At 32.8% G+C, this 16,734-nt stretch carries 24 protein-coding genes; 19 read left to right on the top strand and 5 right to left on the bottom strand.

The features are described 5' to 3' along the window. The first annotated feature begins 57 nt into the window (after positions 1–57). Positions 58–324, top strand: a complete 267-nt coding sequence (locus tag J7E44_RS01135; protein WP_214824657.1) for a bacteriocin-like protein — start codon at positions 58–60, stop codon at positions 322–324. A gap of 355 nt (positions 325–679) precedes the next feature. Here the strand turns inward: J7E44_RS01135 and J7E44_RS01130 are convergent, their stop codons facing one another. Then, positions 680–1,372, bottom strand: a complete 693-nt coding sequence (locus J7E44_RS01130; RefSeq protein WP_214824656.1) for a DUF3667 domain-containing protein — start codon at positions 1,370–1,372, stop codon at positions 680–682. Between the two features lie 143 nt (positions 1,373–1,515). Between J7E44_RS01130 and J7E44_RS01125 the strand changes: the two genes are divergently transcribed. After that, a complete protein-coding gene (locus J7E44_RS01125) occupies positions 1,516–2,277 on the top strand; it encodes a response regulator transcription factor (RefSeq protein WP_214824655.1) in 762 nt (253 codons plus the stop codon). A 237-nt stretch (positions 2,278–2,514) separates the two neighbouring features. Here the strand turns inward: J7E44_RS01125 and J7E44_RS01120 are convergent, their stop codons facing one another. Further along, a complete protein-coding gene (locus tag J7E44_RS01120; RefSeq protein WP_214824653.1) occupies positions 2,515–3,312 on the bottom strand; it encodes a T9SS type A sorting domain-containing protein in 798 nt (265 codons plus the stop codon). A gap of 181 nt (positions 3,313–3,493) precedes the next feature. On the opposite strand from J7E44_RS01120, the gene J7E44_RS01115 reads away from it, so the two are divergent. Together J7E44_RS01115 and J7E44_RS01110 are read left to right on the top strand one after the other, a co-directional pair. Next, the gene (locus J7E44_RS01115; RefSeq protein ID WP_214824650.1) at positions 3,494–3,985 is read left to right on the top strand and encodes a cupin domain-containing protein; all 492 of its coding nucleotides are present in this window, start codon (positions 3,494–3,496) and stop codon (positions 3,983–3,985) included. Between the two features lie 170 nt (positions 3,986–4,155). After that, positions 4,156–4,872 carry a hypothetical protein gene (locus J7E44_RS01110; RefSeq protein ID WP_214824648.1) on the top strand — a complete coding sequence of 239 codons (717 nt, stop codon included), beginning with the start codon at positions 4,156–4,158 and terminating at the stop codon, positions 4,870–4,872. A 13-nt stretch (positions 4,873–4,885) separates the two neighbouring features. Here the strand turns inward: J7E44_RS01110 and J7E44_RS01105 are convergent, their stop codons facing one another. Beyond that, the gene (locus tag J7E44_RS01105; protein ID WP_214824646.1) at positions 4,886–5,356 is read right to left on the bottom strand and encodes a DoxX family protein; all 471 of its coding nucleotides are present in this window, start codon (positions 5,354–5,356) and stop codon (positions 4,886–4,888) included. Positions 5,357–5,559: 203 nt separating this feature from the next. Here J7E44_RS01105 and J7E44_RS01100 point away from each other — a divergent pair, with 203 nt between their 5' ends. From J7E44_RS01100 to J7E44_RS01070, 7 genes are all read left to right on the top strand, one after another. Continuing rightward, entirely contained in the window at positions 5,560–6,165 is a 606-nt protein-coding gene (locus J7E44_RS01100; protein WP_214824643.1) for a dual specificity protein phosphatase family protein, read from the top strand. A 231-nt stretch (positions 6,166–6,396) separates the two neighbouring features. Then, positions 6,397–6,975, top strand: a complete 579-nt coding sequence (locus J7E44_RS01095; protein WP_214824641.1) for an HD domain-containing protein — start codon at positions 6,397–6,399, stop codon at positions 6,973–6,975. Positions 6,976–6,998: 23 nt separating this feature from the next. Further along, positions 6,999–7,415 carry an EamA family transporter gene (locus tag J7E44_RS01090; protein ID WP_214826174.1) on the top strand — a complete coding sequence of 139 codons (417 nt, stop codon included), beginning with the start codon at positions 6,999–7,001 and terminating at the stop codon, positions 7,413–7,415. A 215-nt stretch (positions 7,416–7,630) separates the two neighbouring features. Then, a complete protein-coding gene (locus J7E44_RS01085) occupies positions 7,631–8,026 on the top strand; it encodes a VOC family protein (RefSeq protein WP_214824639.1) in 396 nt (131 codons plus the stop codon). Positions 8,027–8,230: 204 nt separating this feature from the next. Further along, positions 8,231–9,097 (top strand): DMT family transporter, encoded by an 867-nt coding sequence (locus J7E44_RS01080; protein WP_214824638.1) that lies wholly within the window; start codon positions 8,231–8,233, stop codon positions 9,095–9,097. Between the two features lie 224 nt (positions 9,098–9,321). Continuing rightward, positions 9,322–10,134 carry a helix-turn-helix domain-containing protein gene (locus J7E44_RS01075; RefSeq protein ID WP_214824637.1) on the top strand — a complete coding sequence of 271 codons (813 nt, stop codon included), beginning with the start codon at positions 9,322–9,324 and terminating at the stop codon, positions 10,132–10,134. A gap of 68 nt (positions 10,135–10,202) precedes the next feature. Continuing rightward, complete coding sequence (locus tag J7E44_RS01070) at positions 10,203–10,679, top strand: DUF6265 family protein (protein WP_214824636.1); 477 nt, start codon at positions 10,203–10,205, stop codon at positions 10,677–10,679. Positions 10,680–10,741: 62 nt separating this feature from the next. Here J7E44_RS01070 and J7E44_RS01065 read toward each other — a convergent pair whose 3' ends face one another. Next, complete coding sequence (locus J7E44_RS01065) at positions 10,742–10,960, bottom strand: SymE family type I addiction module toxin (RefSeq protein WP_214824634.1); 219 nt, start codon at positions 10,958–10,960, stop codon at positions 10,742–10,744. A 150-nt stretch (positions 10,961–11,110) separates the two neighbouring features. Between J7E44_RS01065 and J7E44_RS01060 the strand changes: the two genes are divergently transcribed. The 6 genes from J7E44_RS01060 to J7E44_RS01035 all read left to right on the top strand — a co-directional run bounded on the left by J7E44_RS01060 (position 11,111) and on the right by J7E44_RS01035 (position 14,325). Continuing rightward, entirely contained in the window at positions 11,111–11,536 is a 426-nt protein-coding gene (locus J7E44_RS01060) for a helix-turn-helix domain-containing protein (protein WP_214824632.1), read from the top strand. 144 nt (positions 11,537–11,680) lie between these two features. After that, the gene (locus tag J7E44_RS01055) at positions 11,681–11,998 is read left to right on the top strand and encodes an ArsR/SmtB family transcription factor (protein ID WP_214824629.1); all 318 of its coding nucleotides are present in this window, start codon (positions 11,681–11,683) and stop codon (positions 11,996–11,998) included. Between the two features lie 133 nt (positions 11,999–12,131). Next, complete coding sequence (locus tag J7E44_RS01050; protein ID WP_214824626.1) at positions 12,132–12,593, top strand: SRPBCC family protein; 462 nt, start codon at positions 12,132–12,134, stop codon at positions 12,591–12,593. Positions 12,594–12,712: 119 nt separating this feature from the next. Further along, positions 12,713–13,291, top strand: coding sequence for a YdeI/OmpD-associated family protein (locus J7E44_RS01045; protein WP_214824623.1), 579 nt, complete (start codon positions 12,713–12,715; stop codon positions 13,289–13,291). Between the two features lie 18 nt (positions 13,292–13,309). Next, positions 13,310–13,726: a DoxX family protein gene (locus J7E44_RS01040; protein WP_214824612.1), complete on the top strand. Its 417-nt coding sequence runs from the start codon at positions 13,310–13,312 to the stop codon at positions 13,724–13,726. A gap of 38 nt (positions 13,727–13,764) precedes the next feature. Further along, a complete protein-coding gene (locus J7E44_RS01035; protein WP_214824611.1) occupies positions 13,765–14,325 on the top strand; it encodes a DUF4256 domain-containing protein in 561 nt (186 codons plus the stop codon). Between the two features lie 232 nt (positions 14,326–14,557). On the opposite strand, the gene J7E44_RS01030 is transcribed toward J7E44_RS01035, so the two are convergent. Beyond that, positions 14,558–15,529 (bottom strand): hypothetical protein, encoded by a 972-nt coding sequence (locus J7E44_RS01030; protein ID WP_214824610.1) that lies wholly within the window; start codon positions 15,527–15,529, stop codon positions 14,558–14,560. Between the two features lie 239 nt (positions 15,530–15,768). Here J7E44_RS01030 and J7E44_RS01025 point away from each other — a divergent pair, with 239 nt between their 5' ends. Together J7E44_RS01025 and J7E44_RS01020 are read left to right on the top strand one after the other, a co-directional pair. Beyond that, the gene (locus J7E44_RS01025; RefSeq protein ID WP_214824609.1) at positions 15,769–16,269 is read left to right on the top strand and encodes a hypothetical protein; all 501 of its coding nucleotides are present in this window, start codon (positions 15,769–15,771) and stop codon (positions 16,267–16,269) included. A gap of 98 nt (positions 16,270–16,367) precedes the next feature. Beyond that, on the top strand, positions 16,368–16,697 hold the full coding sequence (locus J7E44_RS01020) for a hypothetical protein (RefSeq protein WP_214824607.1): 330 nt from the start codon (positions 16,368–16,370) through the stop codon (positions 16,695–16,697). The last annotated feature ends 37 nt before the right edge of the window (positions 16,698–16,734 follow it).

Raw genomic sequence — 16,734 nt, 5'->3', positions numbered from 1 at the left:
GGGTATTGTAATTTTTCATATCTTAGTGATGTATTAACCACATAAAAATTTTATATCATGAAAAATTTTAAAAAATTAAACAGAGACGAGTTGAAATCTATTTCAGGAGAAGGATTACTTGATCCAATCGGAGGTCTAATTGGAGGAGTTGTTGGAGCTGTTGCTGGAACTGTTGGAGGTATCGTTGGCGGTGTTGCTAGCGGTGTTGGAGGTATCGTTGGTAACGTAGTAGGTAACTTAGGAAATGGATTATGCCAAGTACAGTGTGAAATCAATAATGTAATCCACATCAGATTACTTAATTGTGGAGCTACTACTTGCTAAAAAAACAAGTATTAAAAGTATACCGCTCTTTTTAGAGCGGTTTTTTTTGTAGAAAATCAGCAATAAAAAAATAGAACCCCTATAGTACATGATATTGGGGGCTCTTGTAAGCAATCATTGTGCAACATACAATCTGCAGTTAATGGAGTAGCTCAAATTACTTTTATTTGAATCTACTTGTTAATATAATCAAGTATTTATTAGTTAGTTATTCCGCTCTTTTCAGAGCGGTTTTTTTATGGATTTGCATTCTGTCGCTGAACAATAATATTATTCAGGAAAAAAGTGCTAAAGAGGATCAGGCATCCATATTTTAAAATACTGCATCTTATCGTAAAAAAGTTCTTTCCAAATTTTAGTGCTTTAAAGTCAGGTTCATTAAAATTCCTAAAATAATGACTACAATACCAAATGTGGTCATTCCCAATATATAAGAAACAAGGGCCTTTACATAACTCATAGCCTTTGTTTTATCGAAAAATTGACCAACGGCCCACGAAAAATAGATAAAGACAATAGCTGCGGCAGCCTTCATTAATGGAAAATTAGTTAATCCTTCAAAAAGTGCAGAAACAGAAAATATCAACATTTCCATTCCAAGTATAAAACATAATAGGATTAATATTTCAAAAAAATTATAATCATATTTTCTGAAAAATACTTTCAACCAAAAAGCAATAAAGACTCCCATTATAATATTTGCATATCCATAATGGCTTTGAATCCAATCGTTAATCACATTGACTTCTGTTCCTTTTGTTGCATCATCATACTTAATATACGCTTCTTCAATATGGAAAAAATGACTGATCAAAGTATAAATCAGCGATGCTACAATAATGAATATCACAGGTTTTACAAGTCTGCTTCTATTTTCATTAATAAAATTCTTTATATTTTGTCCGGGTCTTACTAATAATTCCCGTATGGTATATAAAATACCTCTTTCAAAATGTAAAACATGTTCGATTTCATGCAAGATATACCGACCATCAATTCTTTTTGGTTTTACAGTTTGTTTGCAGTTTGAACAGAATTCTTCACTCATAATTCGAATGGTGTTTATTAAACGGTACTATCTTTTGTAAATGATTTTTTATCATATGGCCGGAACTAAATCCTACCGCAAAAAACGATAAATCATTTTAAACCAACTTTACACCTTTGTTTAGTTTTTATTATTTTTATCCAATGGAAAATGAAAAAAATTCATTGCTTAATCGAAATAGGATAAAAACAATATCTGACGAAGATAAACTTCAGTTTGGCGATTATCTGGAGGTCGTAAAGTCTTTTGCGAAAATTACTTATCAAAGTGTTTATGTAATCGATTATAAGGAAATGAAGTTTGAATATGTTTCAAACAATCCTTTGTTTTTATGCGGCTATTCTTCGGAAGAAGTATTTGAGATGGGTTATGAATTTTATTTCAACAATGTACCTAAAGAAGATCTTGAGCTACTGAGCATGATCAATACACTTGGATTTGATTTTTATGATAAGCTGCCTAAAGATGCTGACAGAAAATTATACAGCATTTCTTATGATTTTCATTTAAAAGGTAAGTATGATAAGCCTGTTCTTATCAACCACAAATTAACCCCTCTTTTCCTCAGCGGAAATGGTTCTTTATGGAAATCATTGTGTATAGTATCTATTTCGCATAATCAAAAGGCTGGGAATGTAACTATAAATAAGCAGGGTTCAGATCAGTTATGGAAATTGGATCTATCCAAAAAAATTTGGATCACAGAAAACAAACCAACACTCAAAGAAAAAGAACTGAAGATACTTCGGTTATATGCTCAGGGATTAACGATCAATCAGATTGCAGAAAGAATATTTGTTTCACCGGATACCGTCAAATATTACAGGAGAAAAATTTTTGACACTTTTGGAGTTAAAAACTTTACAGAAGCACTTGCTTTTGCTACCAATCATAAGATTATTTAAATGAAAAACAAAGCAGGAAAGCTCTACTTTGGTTTCTTCGTTTTATGATCTTAGAAATCCTGTTTTGTACTGAGTACCATCTATTCTGAAGGCACAGATTTTCATTTGATCTTATTTTTAATAGTCTTAGTCATGATCAATCATCTAATAGGATAAGGAAACTGAATAATGGTATCAAAAAACTCCCACAAAAATTGCAGGAGTTTGGAATATGGAATAGGATATCAGTTATGATTATTATTTTTTCATCAGTTTTAAAGTTCCACTTGTTCCGGCGTTTGATTTCCATTGAACAATATAAGTTCCTCCCAATTGATTTTGGATATCGATCGGCAGTTTGTTTAATCCAGCTTCTATATCGGTAGTATATGCTCTTATTATTTTACCATTCATATCAGCTACATTAATTGAAATGGTTTCTTTATCAGCAGCGGTATAGTAAAGCTCAGAGAATCCCATACTTGGGTTGGGTACCAGAGATACATTGTTTTGAGGATTTGCAGTTTTTGAAACAGGAGGACGAACACATATATAACATAAGAACTTAGTAACCCTCATTGTATATTGATTCGGAGCTGTACAATAAAGATCAACTCCATATCCATATTGACCCGGGTATGGGTCGTATACGATCATATTGGGATCTGAAATTGTTGTATGACTTCCTACAGCAGTTGAAAGTGGATAATAAGCACTAAATAATGATGGATACACCGGATCATTAGAAGTTACTTTAACATAAGTTACTGGAGGGGGGAAACCAGGAAGAGAAATAGAAATAGGAAAAGTGTAAATTCCAGGAAGAGCGCCTGGGCCAAATGCTTTAATTTGAGAATTAGACCCTTTTTTTATCTCAAGGTTAATAGTAGTGGGTGCATAACCCGGTGTAGTTGGAGCAAAATCATCTTGTCTGGTAACCGTAATGTTATAGGTTGGCGCAGGAGCAGTAGTACCTGGATCAGTAATTATTTTTTGGGCAGTTAATTGGTTTTGGCACACCAATACAAAAGACAGTAAGAGGATAAATTTTTTCATTTTACTTAATTTTTAAATTGTTAGTTCTTAATAATAGATCTGTTTTTGTTGATCTTTATTGTAAAATTGAAGGTTACTAACCACTTAACAAAAGGGCAACTAGTAAATGTGAGAGATTATCTAATATCTGTTTATATTTGTTTGGTAAACGTAATGTAAGAGTTCAATAAAAGAAAGCGATATGGATTCAAATATCAGTATTATCAACAAAAACGAAGGGAAACTATTAGCTGTTGCAGGTGGCAATTATAGAATTATAATCTCTGGCGAACAAACTGGTGGCAATTATGCTGTTATAGAAATGGTTGTGCCTCCGGGAGGAGGTCCGCCGCCACATTCACATCCAAATACCCAAGAAATGTTTCATGTCCTGGAAGGGGAAGTAGAGTTTAAAACTGAAGCAGGAAAGCAAATTGTAAGTAAAGACGGTTTTGTTAATATCCCTTTTGGTGGTTCTATACATTGTTTTAAAAATACTTCTGAAAAATATGCCCGGTTACTCTGTACTGTTGTCCCGGCAGGATTGGAGAATTTATTTGGAGAGATAGGTATTTCCGTATTACCAGGTCAGATTTTACCCGTTCCGGAATTAACTGAAGAGCGAAAAGAATTCTTAAAAGAGATAGATCAAAAATATGGTCAGAAAACATATCCTTTTGATTTTCTGGGATAGCTCTATTTCTTTTAAATAATTCGAAAATAAAAGAGAAGGATGATGATTCTTAAATAAAAAAACCAAAAAGAAATTTCCAATGAATTATTTTTAAGTAAAAAATATTATTTCAAGAGGTATTGATAGTAGTTTCCAACGTAACTTTGCAAGATTAATTATCAATAATAAAAATGAAGCGTTCTTCCATTATATCCCGTGTTATTTTAGCCATAATATTCACTTGTTCAATACTTACTTTTTCTCAAACACATGATACAAAAGATCATCCCGGAATTCATGGTATGGTTTTACTCGGGAGCGATACTCAATATGCTTCCCATCTTCCTCTTTTTCATTCACCTCATGATTATCAGGTTATTCTAAAAATAAAATTAGATGAGACATCTACCTTAAACTATCAAAAAGATAGAGTAGTACATCCGGAAAATAATATGTATACACTGGAACCAGAAAAATTTGTGCTTCCAAGCATCCTCAATGATATCACCACTTTTAAAGCTAACATTTACAGAGGTCATTTTGAGCGCGGCGGAGAACTTATCATAAAGGATGCACAAGTAGAAATAACCAAAGTATTGTATTTTCATAAGCTAAACAAAGATAAAAGCGAAGGAAACCCATGTGATTATATTTTATTTGGAGATCAAAAAGAACAATTTCTAGCCCATCAGATTTTAAATCGTCCGGATTTTGATGAACTTTCAAAAATTGATATAAAAAATAAGAACGTTGCGGCTACATTACAAAATGGTGAAATAGCAATTGTTTCCAGTAAAGCAAAAAAAACTCAATCTTTAAAAGAGAAATGCAGTGGTACTAAAGAGTATAAAAATATCAGCTTTAATAATCCTGAAATAATATATCTGGAATTTGATGAGTTACAATAATTGGAGTACAATTTTATCTTAATATAATCTTAGAAGAGATCAACCAATAATCCACAGATAATGTACCAGTTCCTTTAAGGATAATAATCAGTAAAATTGCCAGCAGTAATACGAAATATTCTATACCTTCGCCCTTTTTGTTTTTGAGCCAGTTCAAGGTCCATCCCTCAGGCAGATGCACAAACAAGGCTCCTAAAAAAATAACAAAATTGCCTAAAGCAGCAACTCTCCCAAGACAGCCTAGTATCAAAGCAATACTTCCCAAAGATTGCCCTATAATAACCATCCAGGTAATAAAGCCCGGAATTTTTTTAGCTCTCATCTTAAAAAAAGTCTCTTTAATTCCTACACCGCCGCCCATATCGTCAAACCAACCCAATAGCTTTTGCATTCCATAAGGAAAAATAATAATCCCGGCAGCAAGTCTAAGAATAAGATATACATAATCATTCTCCGTTTGAAGTATATCAAATAATATTTCCATTTGTAGTAGTTTATGCTAATTTACATTAAAATCGATCTTTATTTTTCTTTCCAGAACATTATCAATGGAGAGTTTTTTGATAATGCAAAAAAAGGGTAGTGGTGCCCTTTTTTTGCTTTTCTAAATGTTCCACCTTTTTATGATGAGAAAATGAGTATTTTTAAAATAAATTATAGCTTTACAATATTCAAAATTTAATCCTAATGAATTTAAATTTTAAAACCACAATAAAAAGAATAATAATTCCATTAGTAATAATAGGGTTCTTATTTTTAATTTGTTCTCTTTATCAGAAAAAAGTACGGTATAATTTAGTAACCATTTCAGAAAATAAAGTCTATAACTCAGGGGTTATACCTCCAAATAAATTACCTGGTGTTCTAAAGGATCATCACATAAAAACCGTTATCGACTTACGGGATGGTGTAGAACAAACAGAACTAAATCCTGAAACAAAAAAGCAGGTGAATGCAGAAGAAAATGCCGTAGACAAAATTTCAGGTGTTCATTATTTTAATCTGCCTACAGATCAAATTCCTCAGGATAGTACTGTAAAAAAGTTTCTAACAATTATGGATGATCCCAAAAATTATCCGGTTTTAATTCATTGCCATCATGGGGTAGGACGTTCACGGTTGTTTAGTTCACTTTATAGAATTGAATACGAAAACTTCACCAACGAAGATGCCAGAGCAAATGCACGTTTCGTTTGGGAATTTAGTAATAATTTCTCAAAAAGCTCTGATAAAGGAATTTACCTTATGAATTACAAAAAAAGAAAATCAGAGGATAAACAGGTTTATAAATAATTCAGTTTTTAATAGAATATGATTCAAAAAATCGCCCTATAACAGGGTGATTTTTGTTTTATGTTTTATTTCTGTTTTTAATAAAATATATCATTTTCCTCCAGAACTTCCTTAAAAATTCGAAATTTCTTCTAAATCGTTACCGATTATTGCATATCAACCAGGACAATATTATTACGAAACTTAAGTTGTAGGATTGGCTATAGGTATAAATTTTAATTAAAAATGATCATGGATAATTTAGTAGAAGCGGTAAGTAGCTATGTTATATTATTTCTTTCCGAAAATCTTTCAGAGAATCTTTCTTTTCACAGTATTGGCCATACCTATGATGTTGTAGGTGCAGCATGCGAAATTGGCATACAAAGTAACCTTTCTGAGGAAGAATTAATTGTTTTACAGGTTGCAGCATGGTTTCATGATTGTGGATATGCCAATGTATATACCGGTCATGAAGAAGAAAGTAAAAAAATAGCAAAGAATTTTTTAGAAAATTTCGGGTGCGGAAAAAAAATGATTGACATTGTTTTAAGCTGTATAGAATCAACAAAATATCCTGCTCAACCTTCCTCATTAATTGAAAAAGTAATGTGTGATGCCGATATGTACCATTTAACGCGACCCAATTATCCAAAGTATGAAAAAGCAATAAGGCAAGAATTTGAAAAATACCTTGGTTTAATTTATACCGATGAAGAATGGATGGCAAAGAATTTCAGTTTTCTGAGGGCACATCAATTTTACACTGATTATGGTCAAAAAATACTTTCAAAGTTCAAGGAAGTGAATGTTCAGTTAATAAATAATTAAAATTGAATTTAATATATAGATATATGTGGTTCTATTATGCTTTATTATCAGCTTTATTCGCTGCATTTACAGCCATTTTTGCAAAAATGGGAGTGTCCAATATTAACTCTAATCTTGCAACTGGTATAAGAACTGTGATCATTCTTATCCTGGTTTGGAGTATTGTGTTTATAAATGGTGAGGGTAAAAATATTGGTTCATTATCAAAAGTAAATATTATATTTTTAGTTCTGTCTGGCATAGCAACAGGATTGTCATGGATGTTTTATTTTAAAGCATTGCAAATCGGAAAAATATCACAAGTGGCAGCTGTAGATAAATTAAGCGTTGTTCTTGCCATAATTCTTTCCGTGTTGTTCTTCAAAGAAACGCTGACAATAAAGACCACAATTGGAGCTGTGTTGATAATTAGTGGAACTATTTTATTTGCATTGAAATAGGCAGGCCAGAATCAATTATTAAAAAGTAAACATAAATACAATTTAACATAATATAAATTATAGGATTTTTAATGAGCCCGAAAGGAGAGCTTTATCGCTCACATTTTCCTTACAATTTCTCTACATCCGATTCTCAGCCATTAAAATCTTGTCCTATGGCAATCTTAGTTTTTAATAAACGGGCTACCTTTATCCTAACCAAAAAATAAAATATTATGAAGCCTAAAATGATCTGGTCAAATCTGGCCGTAGCCAATCTGGAACGAACACACAAATTTTATTCTGACTTAGGATTTAAACCTAATGGTCCACACACCTCTGATCAGCTGGTAAGTTTTTTTTTCGGTGAAAATGATTTTGTCATCCATTTTTTCCTGAAGAATATTTTGGAATCCAATCTAAAGCCTTTAGAATTCTGTGATACCCAAAAAGTACATGAGATCGTTTTTACTCTATCTGCAGAAACTATAGATCAGGTAAATGACTGGGCCAAAGAAGTTGAAAAAGCTGGCGGTACTATTGTTTCAAAACCTGAAAGCTTTGGAGATAATTATTATGGATTCGTATTTGCTGATCCGGATGGCCATACCTATAACGTATTTCATATGTAGAAATAAAAGGATATTTCCTATATTTGTTTTAATATAATTCAATATGAACCATTCAAGCTGTTTGCCTCCTCCAGGATTTTAATATTTCTAAAGTATACCTGAAGTATTGACGCTGATAATATATTATCGGTTGTTTTCTAATGCTTCAGATTCTATTAAATATTAATTAAAAATCTTTGTCTTCACAGACAGGCAAATTGTCTCATGAAAAAATCATATGTATTATTACATCTGGCCGTCATACTGGCTGGGTTTACAGGTATATTCGGAAAACTCATATCTCTGAATGAAGGTCTGCTGGTTTGGTACCGGTTACTATTTTCTGCCATTATTTTATTCCTGATTTTAAAATCGCTGAGAATCCGTTATACGATTTCAAATCGGGAAAAAGTCAATATAGCCAAAGTTGGACTGTTGATTACTTTGCACTGGTTATTTTTCTATGCCAGTATTAAGTATTCCAATATTTCAATTGGTGTGGTTTGTTATTGCCTGACAAGTTTCTTCACGGCTATATTTAAACCATTGATCGATCGGGAGAAATTCAAAGTTTCCGAATTGCTACTCAGTACTTTTACACTTTTAGGAATCAGTCTGATCTTTCATTTTGATGCATCTTATCAATTGGGAATTGGTCTGGGTGTTGTTTCATCTGCCATTGGCGCTTTATATACCATTTTCAATAAGCGTTTGGTTCATCGTTATGATACCAAAGTAATTAATTATTATCAGATGATTGGCGGAACGGTTTTTTTAGGAGCTATCCTACCGGTTTATTTATACTTTTTCCCTGTAGAAAGTGTTATTCCGAATTTGAAAGATACTGGTTATCTGATCATTCTCGGGCTTTTCTGTACAGTTGGCTTATATGTTATATTTGCGGAGGTTTTAAAGAAGATTCCAGCATTTACAGTTAATCTAACCTTCAATTTAGAGCCCGTGTATGCTATTATCATGGCTTTTTTATTCTTTAATGAAAGCAAACAGGTTAACATGGCCTTTTATATAGGACTTCTACTGATCATTACTTCTGTTATTTTGCAGACATTAATATCGATTAGAAAAAAATAATATCTAAAACCCTCTTGTTATTATGATAAGAGGGTTTTAATTTAAATCACAAAAAAGTGATAAATATTATTACCTCTATACTACACTTTTCCTGGGTTTAATGATGAGATTTATCGAATTAAAATAACGATAAATAGTAACTTCTGCTACTCTATAGAATCATAGAGTAAATTTATTTATATTTAAATGTCCTTTTTGGAATAATTTAATCCAATATACCATCCATGAATTATCAAACCTTTCAACCCCAGCTGGATTTGGCACCGCTCATAAAGTGTTACTGGATCATGGAAAGTCCCAAAGACGAAAACCCACAACAGCAGACCATTGTTCCTGATGGTTGCATGGAAATGATTTTTCATTATGGCGATTTATACAGACAATATCTGGAAAATGGCGAAAACGTTGTTCAGCCAAGAAGTTGTGTTTTTGGCCAGCTTACCCAACCCCTCAAAATAGAACCAACCGGAGTTACGGGTATTTTTTCTGTTCGCTTTCACTATGATGGTTTCCTACCATTTGCAACAATTCCAATAAAAGAGATGGATAACAAAGCCATTTCCCTGGAAAAAATCTTTGGAACTGATGGAACCGAATTAGAGAGAAATGTTTTACAAGCAAAAACAACAGAAGAAAAAATAGCTGCTGTTGAATTGTTCCTACTCAACAGATTAAATATGGAGACCATCGACAAGATCGTGCAATCCACAGTTGATACTATATTAACCGCGAATGGACAGATGCCTATTAATGAACTCTCTAAACGCATCAATATCAATCGAAGGCAGTTGGAGCGTAAGTTTTCCATGACTATTGGCCTAAGCCCCAAGCAGCTTTCCAAAACGATCAGACTTCAATCGATTCTAAAACTACTCCTGAATAAAGAATTCACCAGCCTTACTACTCTGGCTTATGATGCCGATTACTATGACCAAGCTCATTTTATAAAAGATTTTAAAGAATTTACAGGATTGACTCCAAAAGAATTTTATGGTGAAAGTCTGAAAATGTCCTCTCTATTTTATAGAACAGAATAGACTGTCGCATTTTTACAATTTTGTACCTATGTAAATGTTGAACTTTGTCCGTATAAAAAATATTGACAATGAAGACAACACTCATTTTTACCATTATTTCGGCGATTATTTTCGGCAGCTGGAAACATGAACCCAGTAACGAACTTAAAAAATTCGAATGGCTAATCGGAACCTGGGTAACGAAAACTCCCAAAGGAAATCTTTACGAAACCTGGAGCAAAAAGAACGACACAGAGTTCTATGGAAAAAGTTATTATTTAAATAAAAAAGATACGATCTTCTCCGAAAGCGTTCGTTTAGTAGAAAAAGAAGAAAAACTATATTATATTGTAAGTGTATCTGGCCAAAATAATGAACTACCTGTTAGTTTCGCTTCAAACATCAATCCAGATCCTTCGCATTTAATTTTTGAAAATCTGCAACATGATTTCCCACAAATCATTTCCTATAAAAAGATCGATTCTGATGCTTTGATCGCTGAAATTTCAGCGACAAAAAATGGAAAAACGAAAAAAATGACTTTCTCTATGCAAAGGATGAAATAAATATTTCAATACTATAATAATTTGCAAAACCTCCGCAAACAGGAGGTTTTCTTATGAACTTTCTATAGTTGCTTTTTGAGAATAATCTGATTTCTCTGAACCTTCACAACTACCCTGTCACCGGGTTCAAAGCCGCATTCCAGAACCCACTTCCCTGCTATCCTGATCTCAGGAAAGAAAACCTGCCGATGGTAAGATCTTTCAAATGACTTATGGGAAACTGTAAGGTTACGGTCACGAACTTGTTTATTTTTACTATTATTCGCTTCTGGTTTTTTCATATCCGTGTTTTTGTCCTGTAAAAGAAAGATTAAGACCTTAGATATTCAAGTTGGATAAAGGATAACTTATTCACTGTAATGGATAATTCAGAAGGATAATTATACCAGGAACACTTTATTCTTCAAACTTAAAATTCTATATTTGTTATTATGACAAACACAGATATGCAAACTAAAAAAATACATCAGGGCCGAAATATCAAACGTTTCCGTGAAATGTTAGGTATTAAACAGGAAGCCTTAGCTTTTGAATTAGGTGATGATTGGAATCAAAAGAAAATTTCCCTTCTCGAACAGAAAGAAACTGTAGAATCAGATATCTTAGAACATGTTGCTAAGATTTTGAAAATCCCGACTGAAGCCATTGAGAATTTTGATGAAGAACAGGCTGTGAATATTATTGCAAGTACAATTAATAACCATGATCAAAGTGCTGTTATACAGTATAATCCTACCTTTTATCCTATTGATCAAATTATTAAACTTCATGAAGAAAAAATCGAACTATACGAAAGAATGTTGAAGGAAAAAGATGAGATGATGACAAGATTGGAGAGACTTATGGAAGAAAAATAATTAAAATAATTTATTTTAAATGATATTAATACCCTCTTGCAATACATATTGCAAGAGGTTTTCCATTAAAAACCAACAATTTATCATAAAAATATTTGCGTAGTTAAATAACTTCATATATATTTGTAGTCAAATAACTACACGATGAACTTAAGAAGAGATGTATTTCAGGCAATAGCAGATCCTACCCGAAGAGCGATTTTGATGCTGGTAGCAACTCAATCTATGACAGCCGGAAGTATTGCCTCAAAGTTTGATACAGCCAGACCTACGGTTTCCAAGCATCTTCAGATTCTTACGGAATGTGAATTACTGACGCAGGAACAAAATGGCCGCGAAATGATCTATCACCTAAATCCAAATAAAATGAAAGAAATCGCAGACTTTATAGAACCTTTCCGCAAAATGTGGGATGACCGATTTAATAAACTGGAGGATATAATGAAAAAGTATCAAGGGTAAAAGGTTATAGGTGGGAGTTAAATTCTAAATTTTGAATTTTAGATTTTGAAATACCAAAACCCAGAACCCGTAACTCACACTCTCAAACTTGAATCCGAAACACCGTAGCTCGTAACACCAAAACTAAAAAAATATGGAACTCAAAACAAAAATTCACGCTGAAGACAACAAACAGGAAATACAGATAACCAGAGAATTTGATCTTCCTGTAGAGTTGCTCTTTAAAGCATATACAGAACCGGAAATTGTAGAACAATGGATGGGAACAAAAGTCTTAAAACTTGAAAATAAACAACATGGTGGTTATCAGTTTGAAACTTCTGATCCCAATGGAAACGTAGTATTTCGTGCACATGGAACTATTCACGACATCATTCCCAATCAGCAAATCACACGGACTTTTGAAATGAATGATGCTCCTTTCCCACCCCAGTTTGAATTTCTTAATTTTGAAAAACTAACTGATAACACCAGCAAACTCACCATCAACGTAATCTATAAATCAGTCGATTACAGAGACCAAATGCTGAAATTACCATTTGCACAAGGACTTAATATGGCACATAATAGATTGCAGGAGGTTTTTAAAAATTAAAAGATGGAAAGACAGAAGCTGAATTTTAAATTTTAAAATTAGGCATAAATGACAATCAAGGGATGAAATTTAAAATACACAGCAACGCCCGAACCTCGTAACTCATAACTCAAAACACCATGAATCCAAAAGTTGACTTCTTCTTTGAAACAGCCAAACAACGGCAGAAAGAATTTGAAAAATTAAGAACAATTGCTTTAGACACAGGACTTGAAGAGGAATTAAAATGGGGATGTCCCTGTTATACCTACCATGGGAAAAATATATTTCTGATCCATGGCTTTAAAGAATACTGCGCCCTACTCTTTTTTAAAGGTGCTTTATTGAACGACACTCATAACATTCTGATCCTTCAATCTGAAAACGTGCAAGCTGCAAGACAGATTCGATTTACCAATCTTAAGGAAATCGCTGATCTGGAAAAGGTACTTAAAACTTATATGTATCAAGCACTTGAAGTAGAAAAAGCAGGCTTAAAAGTTATACTGAAAGAAACAAAGCAATTTGAAATGCCTGAAGAATTTCAGCATACACTGGATCATAATTCAGAATTAAAATCCGCTTTTGAGGCTTTAACTCCCGGAAGGCAAAGGGCCTACCTACTCCATTTTTCTTCACCTAAACAATCCAAAACCCGCGAAGCGAGAATTGAAAAATGCATTCCTCAAATTCTTGCCGGTAAAGGACTTAATGACTAATGTTCAAATCACAATATCATGGAAACACAGACACAAACAACACAAGTACAAACACAAACGCAATCTCAAAAAAGAAATAAAATCATCTACTGGATTTTTACACTATGGCTGGCATTAGGAATGGTATCTACTGCTGCTGTTCAGCTATTAAAACACAAGGATGAAGTAGAAAACTTTACAAGTTTAGGATTTCCAGTTTATTTAATGACCATTATCGGAGTCTGGAAAATTCTGGGTGTCATTGCCATTCTCATTCCAAAGCGTCCTTTACTAAAAGAATGGGCATACGCTGGATTTTTCTTTGTGATGTCAGGAGCTATTATCTCTCACCTAGCTTCAGATCATAACTTTAGTAAAATATTCGCATCATTATTACTTCTTGTTCTTACTGTAATATCCTGGTATTTTAGGCCAGCAGAAAGAAAAATAATTTAAATACATTCAGTATAAAACTACCACCACAAACTATTCTTATGAAAAAAAATAAAAAAATCTCATCGGAACAAAGTCGGGAACTTTTAAAAGTTTTAAAAATTCGTTTTGAGAAAAATATGAATCGTCATAAAGATCTCGACTGGAACAAAATCCAGACAAAATTAGAAGCCAATTCCGAAAAGCTTTGGTCTTTAAACGAAATGGAAGAAACTGAAGGCGAACCCGATGTTGTAGGTTTTGATAAAAAAACAAACGAATATATTTTCTTCGACTGTTCTCCAGAGAGTCCAAAGCGTAGAAGCTTGTGCTATGATTATCAGGCCTGGGAGTCCAGAAAAGCCAATAAACCGGAAAGTAATGCAATTGACAAAGCTTCAGAAATGGGAATCGAACTGTTAACCGAAGATGAATACCGTCAACTTCAGGAATTAGGAAAGTTCGATCTGAAAACCTCAAGCTGGGTAAAAACACCTTCCGACATTCGTGAATTAGGAGGAGCAATCTTTTGCGACCGCCGTTACAATAAAGTTTTCATGTACCACAACGGAGCAGACTCCTATTATGCTGCGAGAGGTTTTCGTGGATCTTTGAGGGTGTGAAGGATTCTAGATCTCAAATGTGGATTTTGAATTAAGACATTTGATTGTTAAATATTTCTAATTTTAAAATTCAAAATTTAGAATTTAACATTTTATCTACTACCAAATATTTTTATCGCTCGCAGATTTAGCGGATTCAGCAGATTTATTTTTCAAAGAAAAAGGATCTGCGCCATCTGTAAAATCTGCGAGACAAAAAATTTTAAATAAATACGGTCTATTAAAACCCACTCTATTCTTTAGTCTTTCCTACTTTCAGCCATGGCGATTCTACACTCCAAAAGATAATATTCACGCCCAAATAATTTTCTGCATACATTACAAATTCCTCTTTTGTAAAAGGCTTTTTAGTCTTGGGATTTTTATAGGTAAGTGTTGGTTCCTGTACAGCCATCGCTACTAAAGGAAGTTTTCCCTTATATTTATTAAAGAAAGGATAAGAGTTTTTCATCTGTGCATTTTTATTGGGAACAATATCCGGTCCTCCCAAGCCTATATTATTTTCTTTTGCAAACTCAAACAGCCTTGACATATATTGATGATCATTTTCCCATTCACAAGGGAAAAAATTGACATATTGTAAAACATAAGATTTTGAGAAAGCGCTTCGTGCAAACTTCAGATTATCAAGCTCGGCCTGAAAATAAGAATCACAACTAAATCCTGTTTTATCTTTTTTCATATCGATATCAATGGCAGTCTCTGGTAAATTGATTCCCTGAATTTTTCCATCGAACTTTTTAGCCAACTCTCCTATCAGTTTTTGAAATCTCTTCCGAACCTCTGAATTCCATTGTTGGGTAGCCCATCCATTTCCTATTGGTTTATTTTCACCTGGGTTATCATATTGAGGAACCAGTCCGCCGTTATATTCTTTATCTTTTAAAATATAATCCGGAACATATCTTGCCTGAGGTTCAAAAAATCTATCCTGTAGCTGAATAAATAATTTTCTGTCTAATTTTGTCAAATAATCAAGATCCTTCTCAATTCTTGAAAAATCGTAAACATCTTTTTCAGTTTCTAAGGATTTCCAGTTATAAACAATTTGGACACCACCTATATCTTTTCGGCTGATCATTTTTTCTATTTGCTCTAAATCCCCGGAGGAAGTGTAAATATAATTTTGTGGCGTCTGCGATCTTAATAAATTAATTCCACAGAAAAATAAAACAACAGTTAAGATTTCAAAAATTTTGTACATAGACCTTTTTTAATACCATTTTATAAGCACTTTCTGTGCCTAAATTATTTTCCTCTGTACGAATAAATATTCACAAATATTTTTTTTAAACGATTCTCAGCAATTAGAGAAATTATGATATACACAAGTATTTTCAATACTTTTTTGATGAAATTTTATTTACAATAAATGTATCTTTGATTTAAATACTATTGCTATTTTAGCAAAATTGAAATTTGATTTAATATAATACTAAGGATATGAAAAAATTAATTGTGTTGGGTTCATTGTCAGTTTTTTTAATGAATTGTAATAAAAAAGCAGAAAATGTAACTCCAAAAGTGAATATAGATTCCACTGCAACTACTGAAGCTGTTGTTGATACATTAGGTCCTAAGTCATTTTGTTATTTAGGGGTGATTGGTAAAGACAGTGTTTTTGCTTCTATTGATGATAATCTGGGAACAATTTCCGGTAAATTATCGTACAAAAACAGTGAGAAAGACGGTTCTACAGGAGAAATAACAGGCTTCAAATCAGGTGATACTTTAAAACTAACCTATGAATTTCAGTCTGAAGGTTCAAAAAGCAAACGCGATATTTTCTTCATTCAAAAAGATAATGCTTTGATCGAAGGAATTGGTGACCATAAAGAAGAGGGTTCACAAAGTAAATACGCTGATGAAAAGAAGATCACTTATAAAGATGGTCCAAAAATGGAAACAGCAGATTGCGCTATTGTCTCAAAAGGATTAAAATAAAATATTTTTCGTTATTATTCATACAGTAATGAAATATTTCAGCATAGTATTTGCTATACAAGAACTTCATTCATAGGAATCATAACTAAATACAATTTATGCAGAGTTTACTATTCAGTCCGTTTTCAAAAAAAGAATTTATTGAAGATTTAAGGAAAACATTTCCTCAATATAAAATTCAGACAAGTTTTGGAGCATTACAGGTGCGTACCAGTGGTTTTACAATTACAGGAAATGTAAAAATAAATGCCAATCCCGAAACAGGTATGGTAACTACACAAACCAACAACGACATGCCTATTGTTTATTTAATATTCCAATTTCCGATTGCTATTTATATCAGAATGAAAAAAGATAAGATCAAACGTCTTGAAGATGAAGTTGTTGAAGGCATAAAAAAAATACTTCAACCACACCCGCAGGATTAACCTCTCGTATAAAAAAATAAAAAAACAGCTTTTAAAA

It is taken from the genome of Chryseobacterium sp. ISL-6 (genome assembly GCF_018613715.1).
GTDB classification, from domain to species: Bacteria; Bacteroidota; Bacteroidia; order Flavobacteriales; family Weeksellaceae; genus Chryseobacterium; species Chryseobacterium paludis.
Note: the sequence above shows the minus strand (reverse complement) of the source record. Positions and strands in the feature narration are given on the sequence as shown.

Coding starts and splice junctions, on each gene's coding strand:
- J7E44_RS01085 (WP_214824639.1), top strand. CDS start 7,631: ATGAAGCCTAAAATGATCTGGTCAAATCTGGCCGTAGCCAATCTGGAA.
- J7E44_RS01075 (WP_214824637.1), top strand. CDS start 9,322: ATGAATTATCAAACCTTTCAACCCCAGCTGGATTTGGCACCGCTCATA.
- J7E44_RS01120 (WP_214824653.1), bottom strand. CDS start 3,312: ATGAAAAAATTTATCCTCTTACTGTCTTTTGTATTGGTGTGCCAAAAC.
- J7E44_RS01040 (WP_214824612.1), top strand. CDS start 13,310: ATGGAAACACAGACACAAACAACACAAGTACAAACACAAACGCAATCT.
- J7E44_RS01110 (WP_214824648.1), top strand. CDS start 4,156: ATGAAGCGTTCTTCCATTATATCCCGTGTTATTTTAGCCATAATATTC.
- J7E44_RS01060 (WP_214824632.1), top strand. CDS start 11,111: ATGACAAACACAGATATGCAAACTAAAAAAATACATCAGGGCCGAAAT.
- J7E44_RS01065 (WP_214824634.1), bottom strand. CDS start 10,960: ATGAAAAAACCAGAAGCGAATAATAGTAAAAATAAACAAGTTCGTGAC.
- J7E44_RS01055 (WP_214824629.1), top strand. CDS start 11,681: ATGAACTTAAGAAGAGATGTATTTCAGGCAATAGCAGATCCTACCCGA.
- J7E44_RS01125 (WP_214824655.1), top strand. CDS start 1,516: ATGGAAAATGAAAAAAATTCATTGCTTAATCGAAATAGGATAAAAACA.
- J7E44_RS01100 (WP_214824643.1), top strand. CDS start 5,560: ATGAATTTAAATTTTAAAACCACAATAAAAAGAATAATAATTCCATTA.
- J7E44_RS01045 (WP_214824623.1), top strand. CDS start 12,713: ATGAATCCAAAAGTTGACTTCTTCTTTGAAACAGCCAAACAACGGCAG.
- J7E44_RS01035 (WP_214824611.1), top strand. CDS start 13,765: ATGAAAAAAAATAAAAAAATCTCATCGGAACAAAGTCGGGAACTTTTA.
- J7E44_RS01080 (WP_214824638.1), top strand. CDS start 8,231: ATGAAAAAATCATATGTATTATTACATCTGGCCGTCATACTGGCTGGG.
- J7E44_RS01070 (WP_214824636.1), top strand. CDS start 10,203: ATGAAGACAACACTCATTTTTACCATTATTTCGGCGATTATTTTCGGC.
- J7E44_RS01115 (WP_214824650.1), top strand. CDS start 3,494: ATGGATTCAAATATCAGTATTATCAACAAAAACGAAGGGAAACTATTA.
- J7E44_RS01050 (WP_214824626.1), top strand. CDS start 12,132: ATGGAACTCAAAACAAAAATTCACGCTGAAGACAACAAACAGGAAATA.
- J7E44_RS01025 (WP_214824609.1), top strand. CDS start 15,769: ATGAAAAAATTAATTGTGTTGGGTTCATTGTCAGTTTTTTTAATGAAT.
- J7E44_RS01105 (WP_214824646.1), bottom strand. CDS start 5,356: ATGGAAATATTATTTGATATACTTCAAACGGAGAATGATTATGTATAT.
- J7E44_RS01095 (WP_214824641.1), top strand. CDS start 6,397: ATGGATAATTTAGTAGAAGCGGTAAGTAGCTATGTTATATTATTTCTT.
- J7E44_RS01130 (WP_214824656.1), bottom strand. CDS start 1,372: ATGAGTGAAGAATTCTGTTCAAACTGCAAACAAACTGTAAAACCAAAA.
- J7E44_RS01135 (WP_214824657.1), top strand. CDS start 58: ATGAAAAATTTTAAAAAATTAAACAGAGACGAGTTGAAATCTATTTCA.
- J7E44_RS01020 (WP_214824607.1), top strand. CDS start 16,368: ATGCAGAGTTTACTATTCAGTCCGTTTTCAAAAAAAGAATTTATTGAA.
- J7E44_RS01090 (WP_214826174.1), top strand. CDS start 6,999: ATGTGGTTCTATTATGCTTTATTATCAGCTTTATTCGCTGCATTTACA.
- J7E44_RS01030 (WP_214824610.1), bottom strand. CDS start 15,529: ATGTACAAAATTTTTGAAATCTTAACTGTTGTTTTATTTTTCTGTGGA.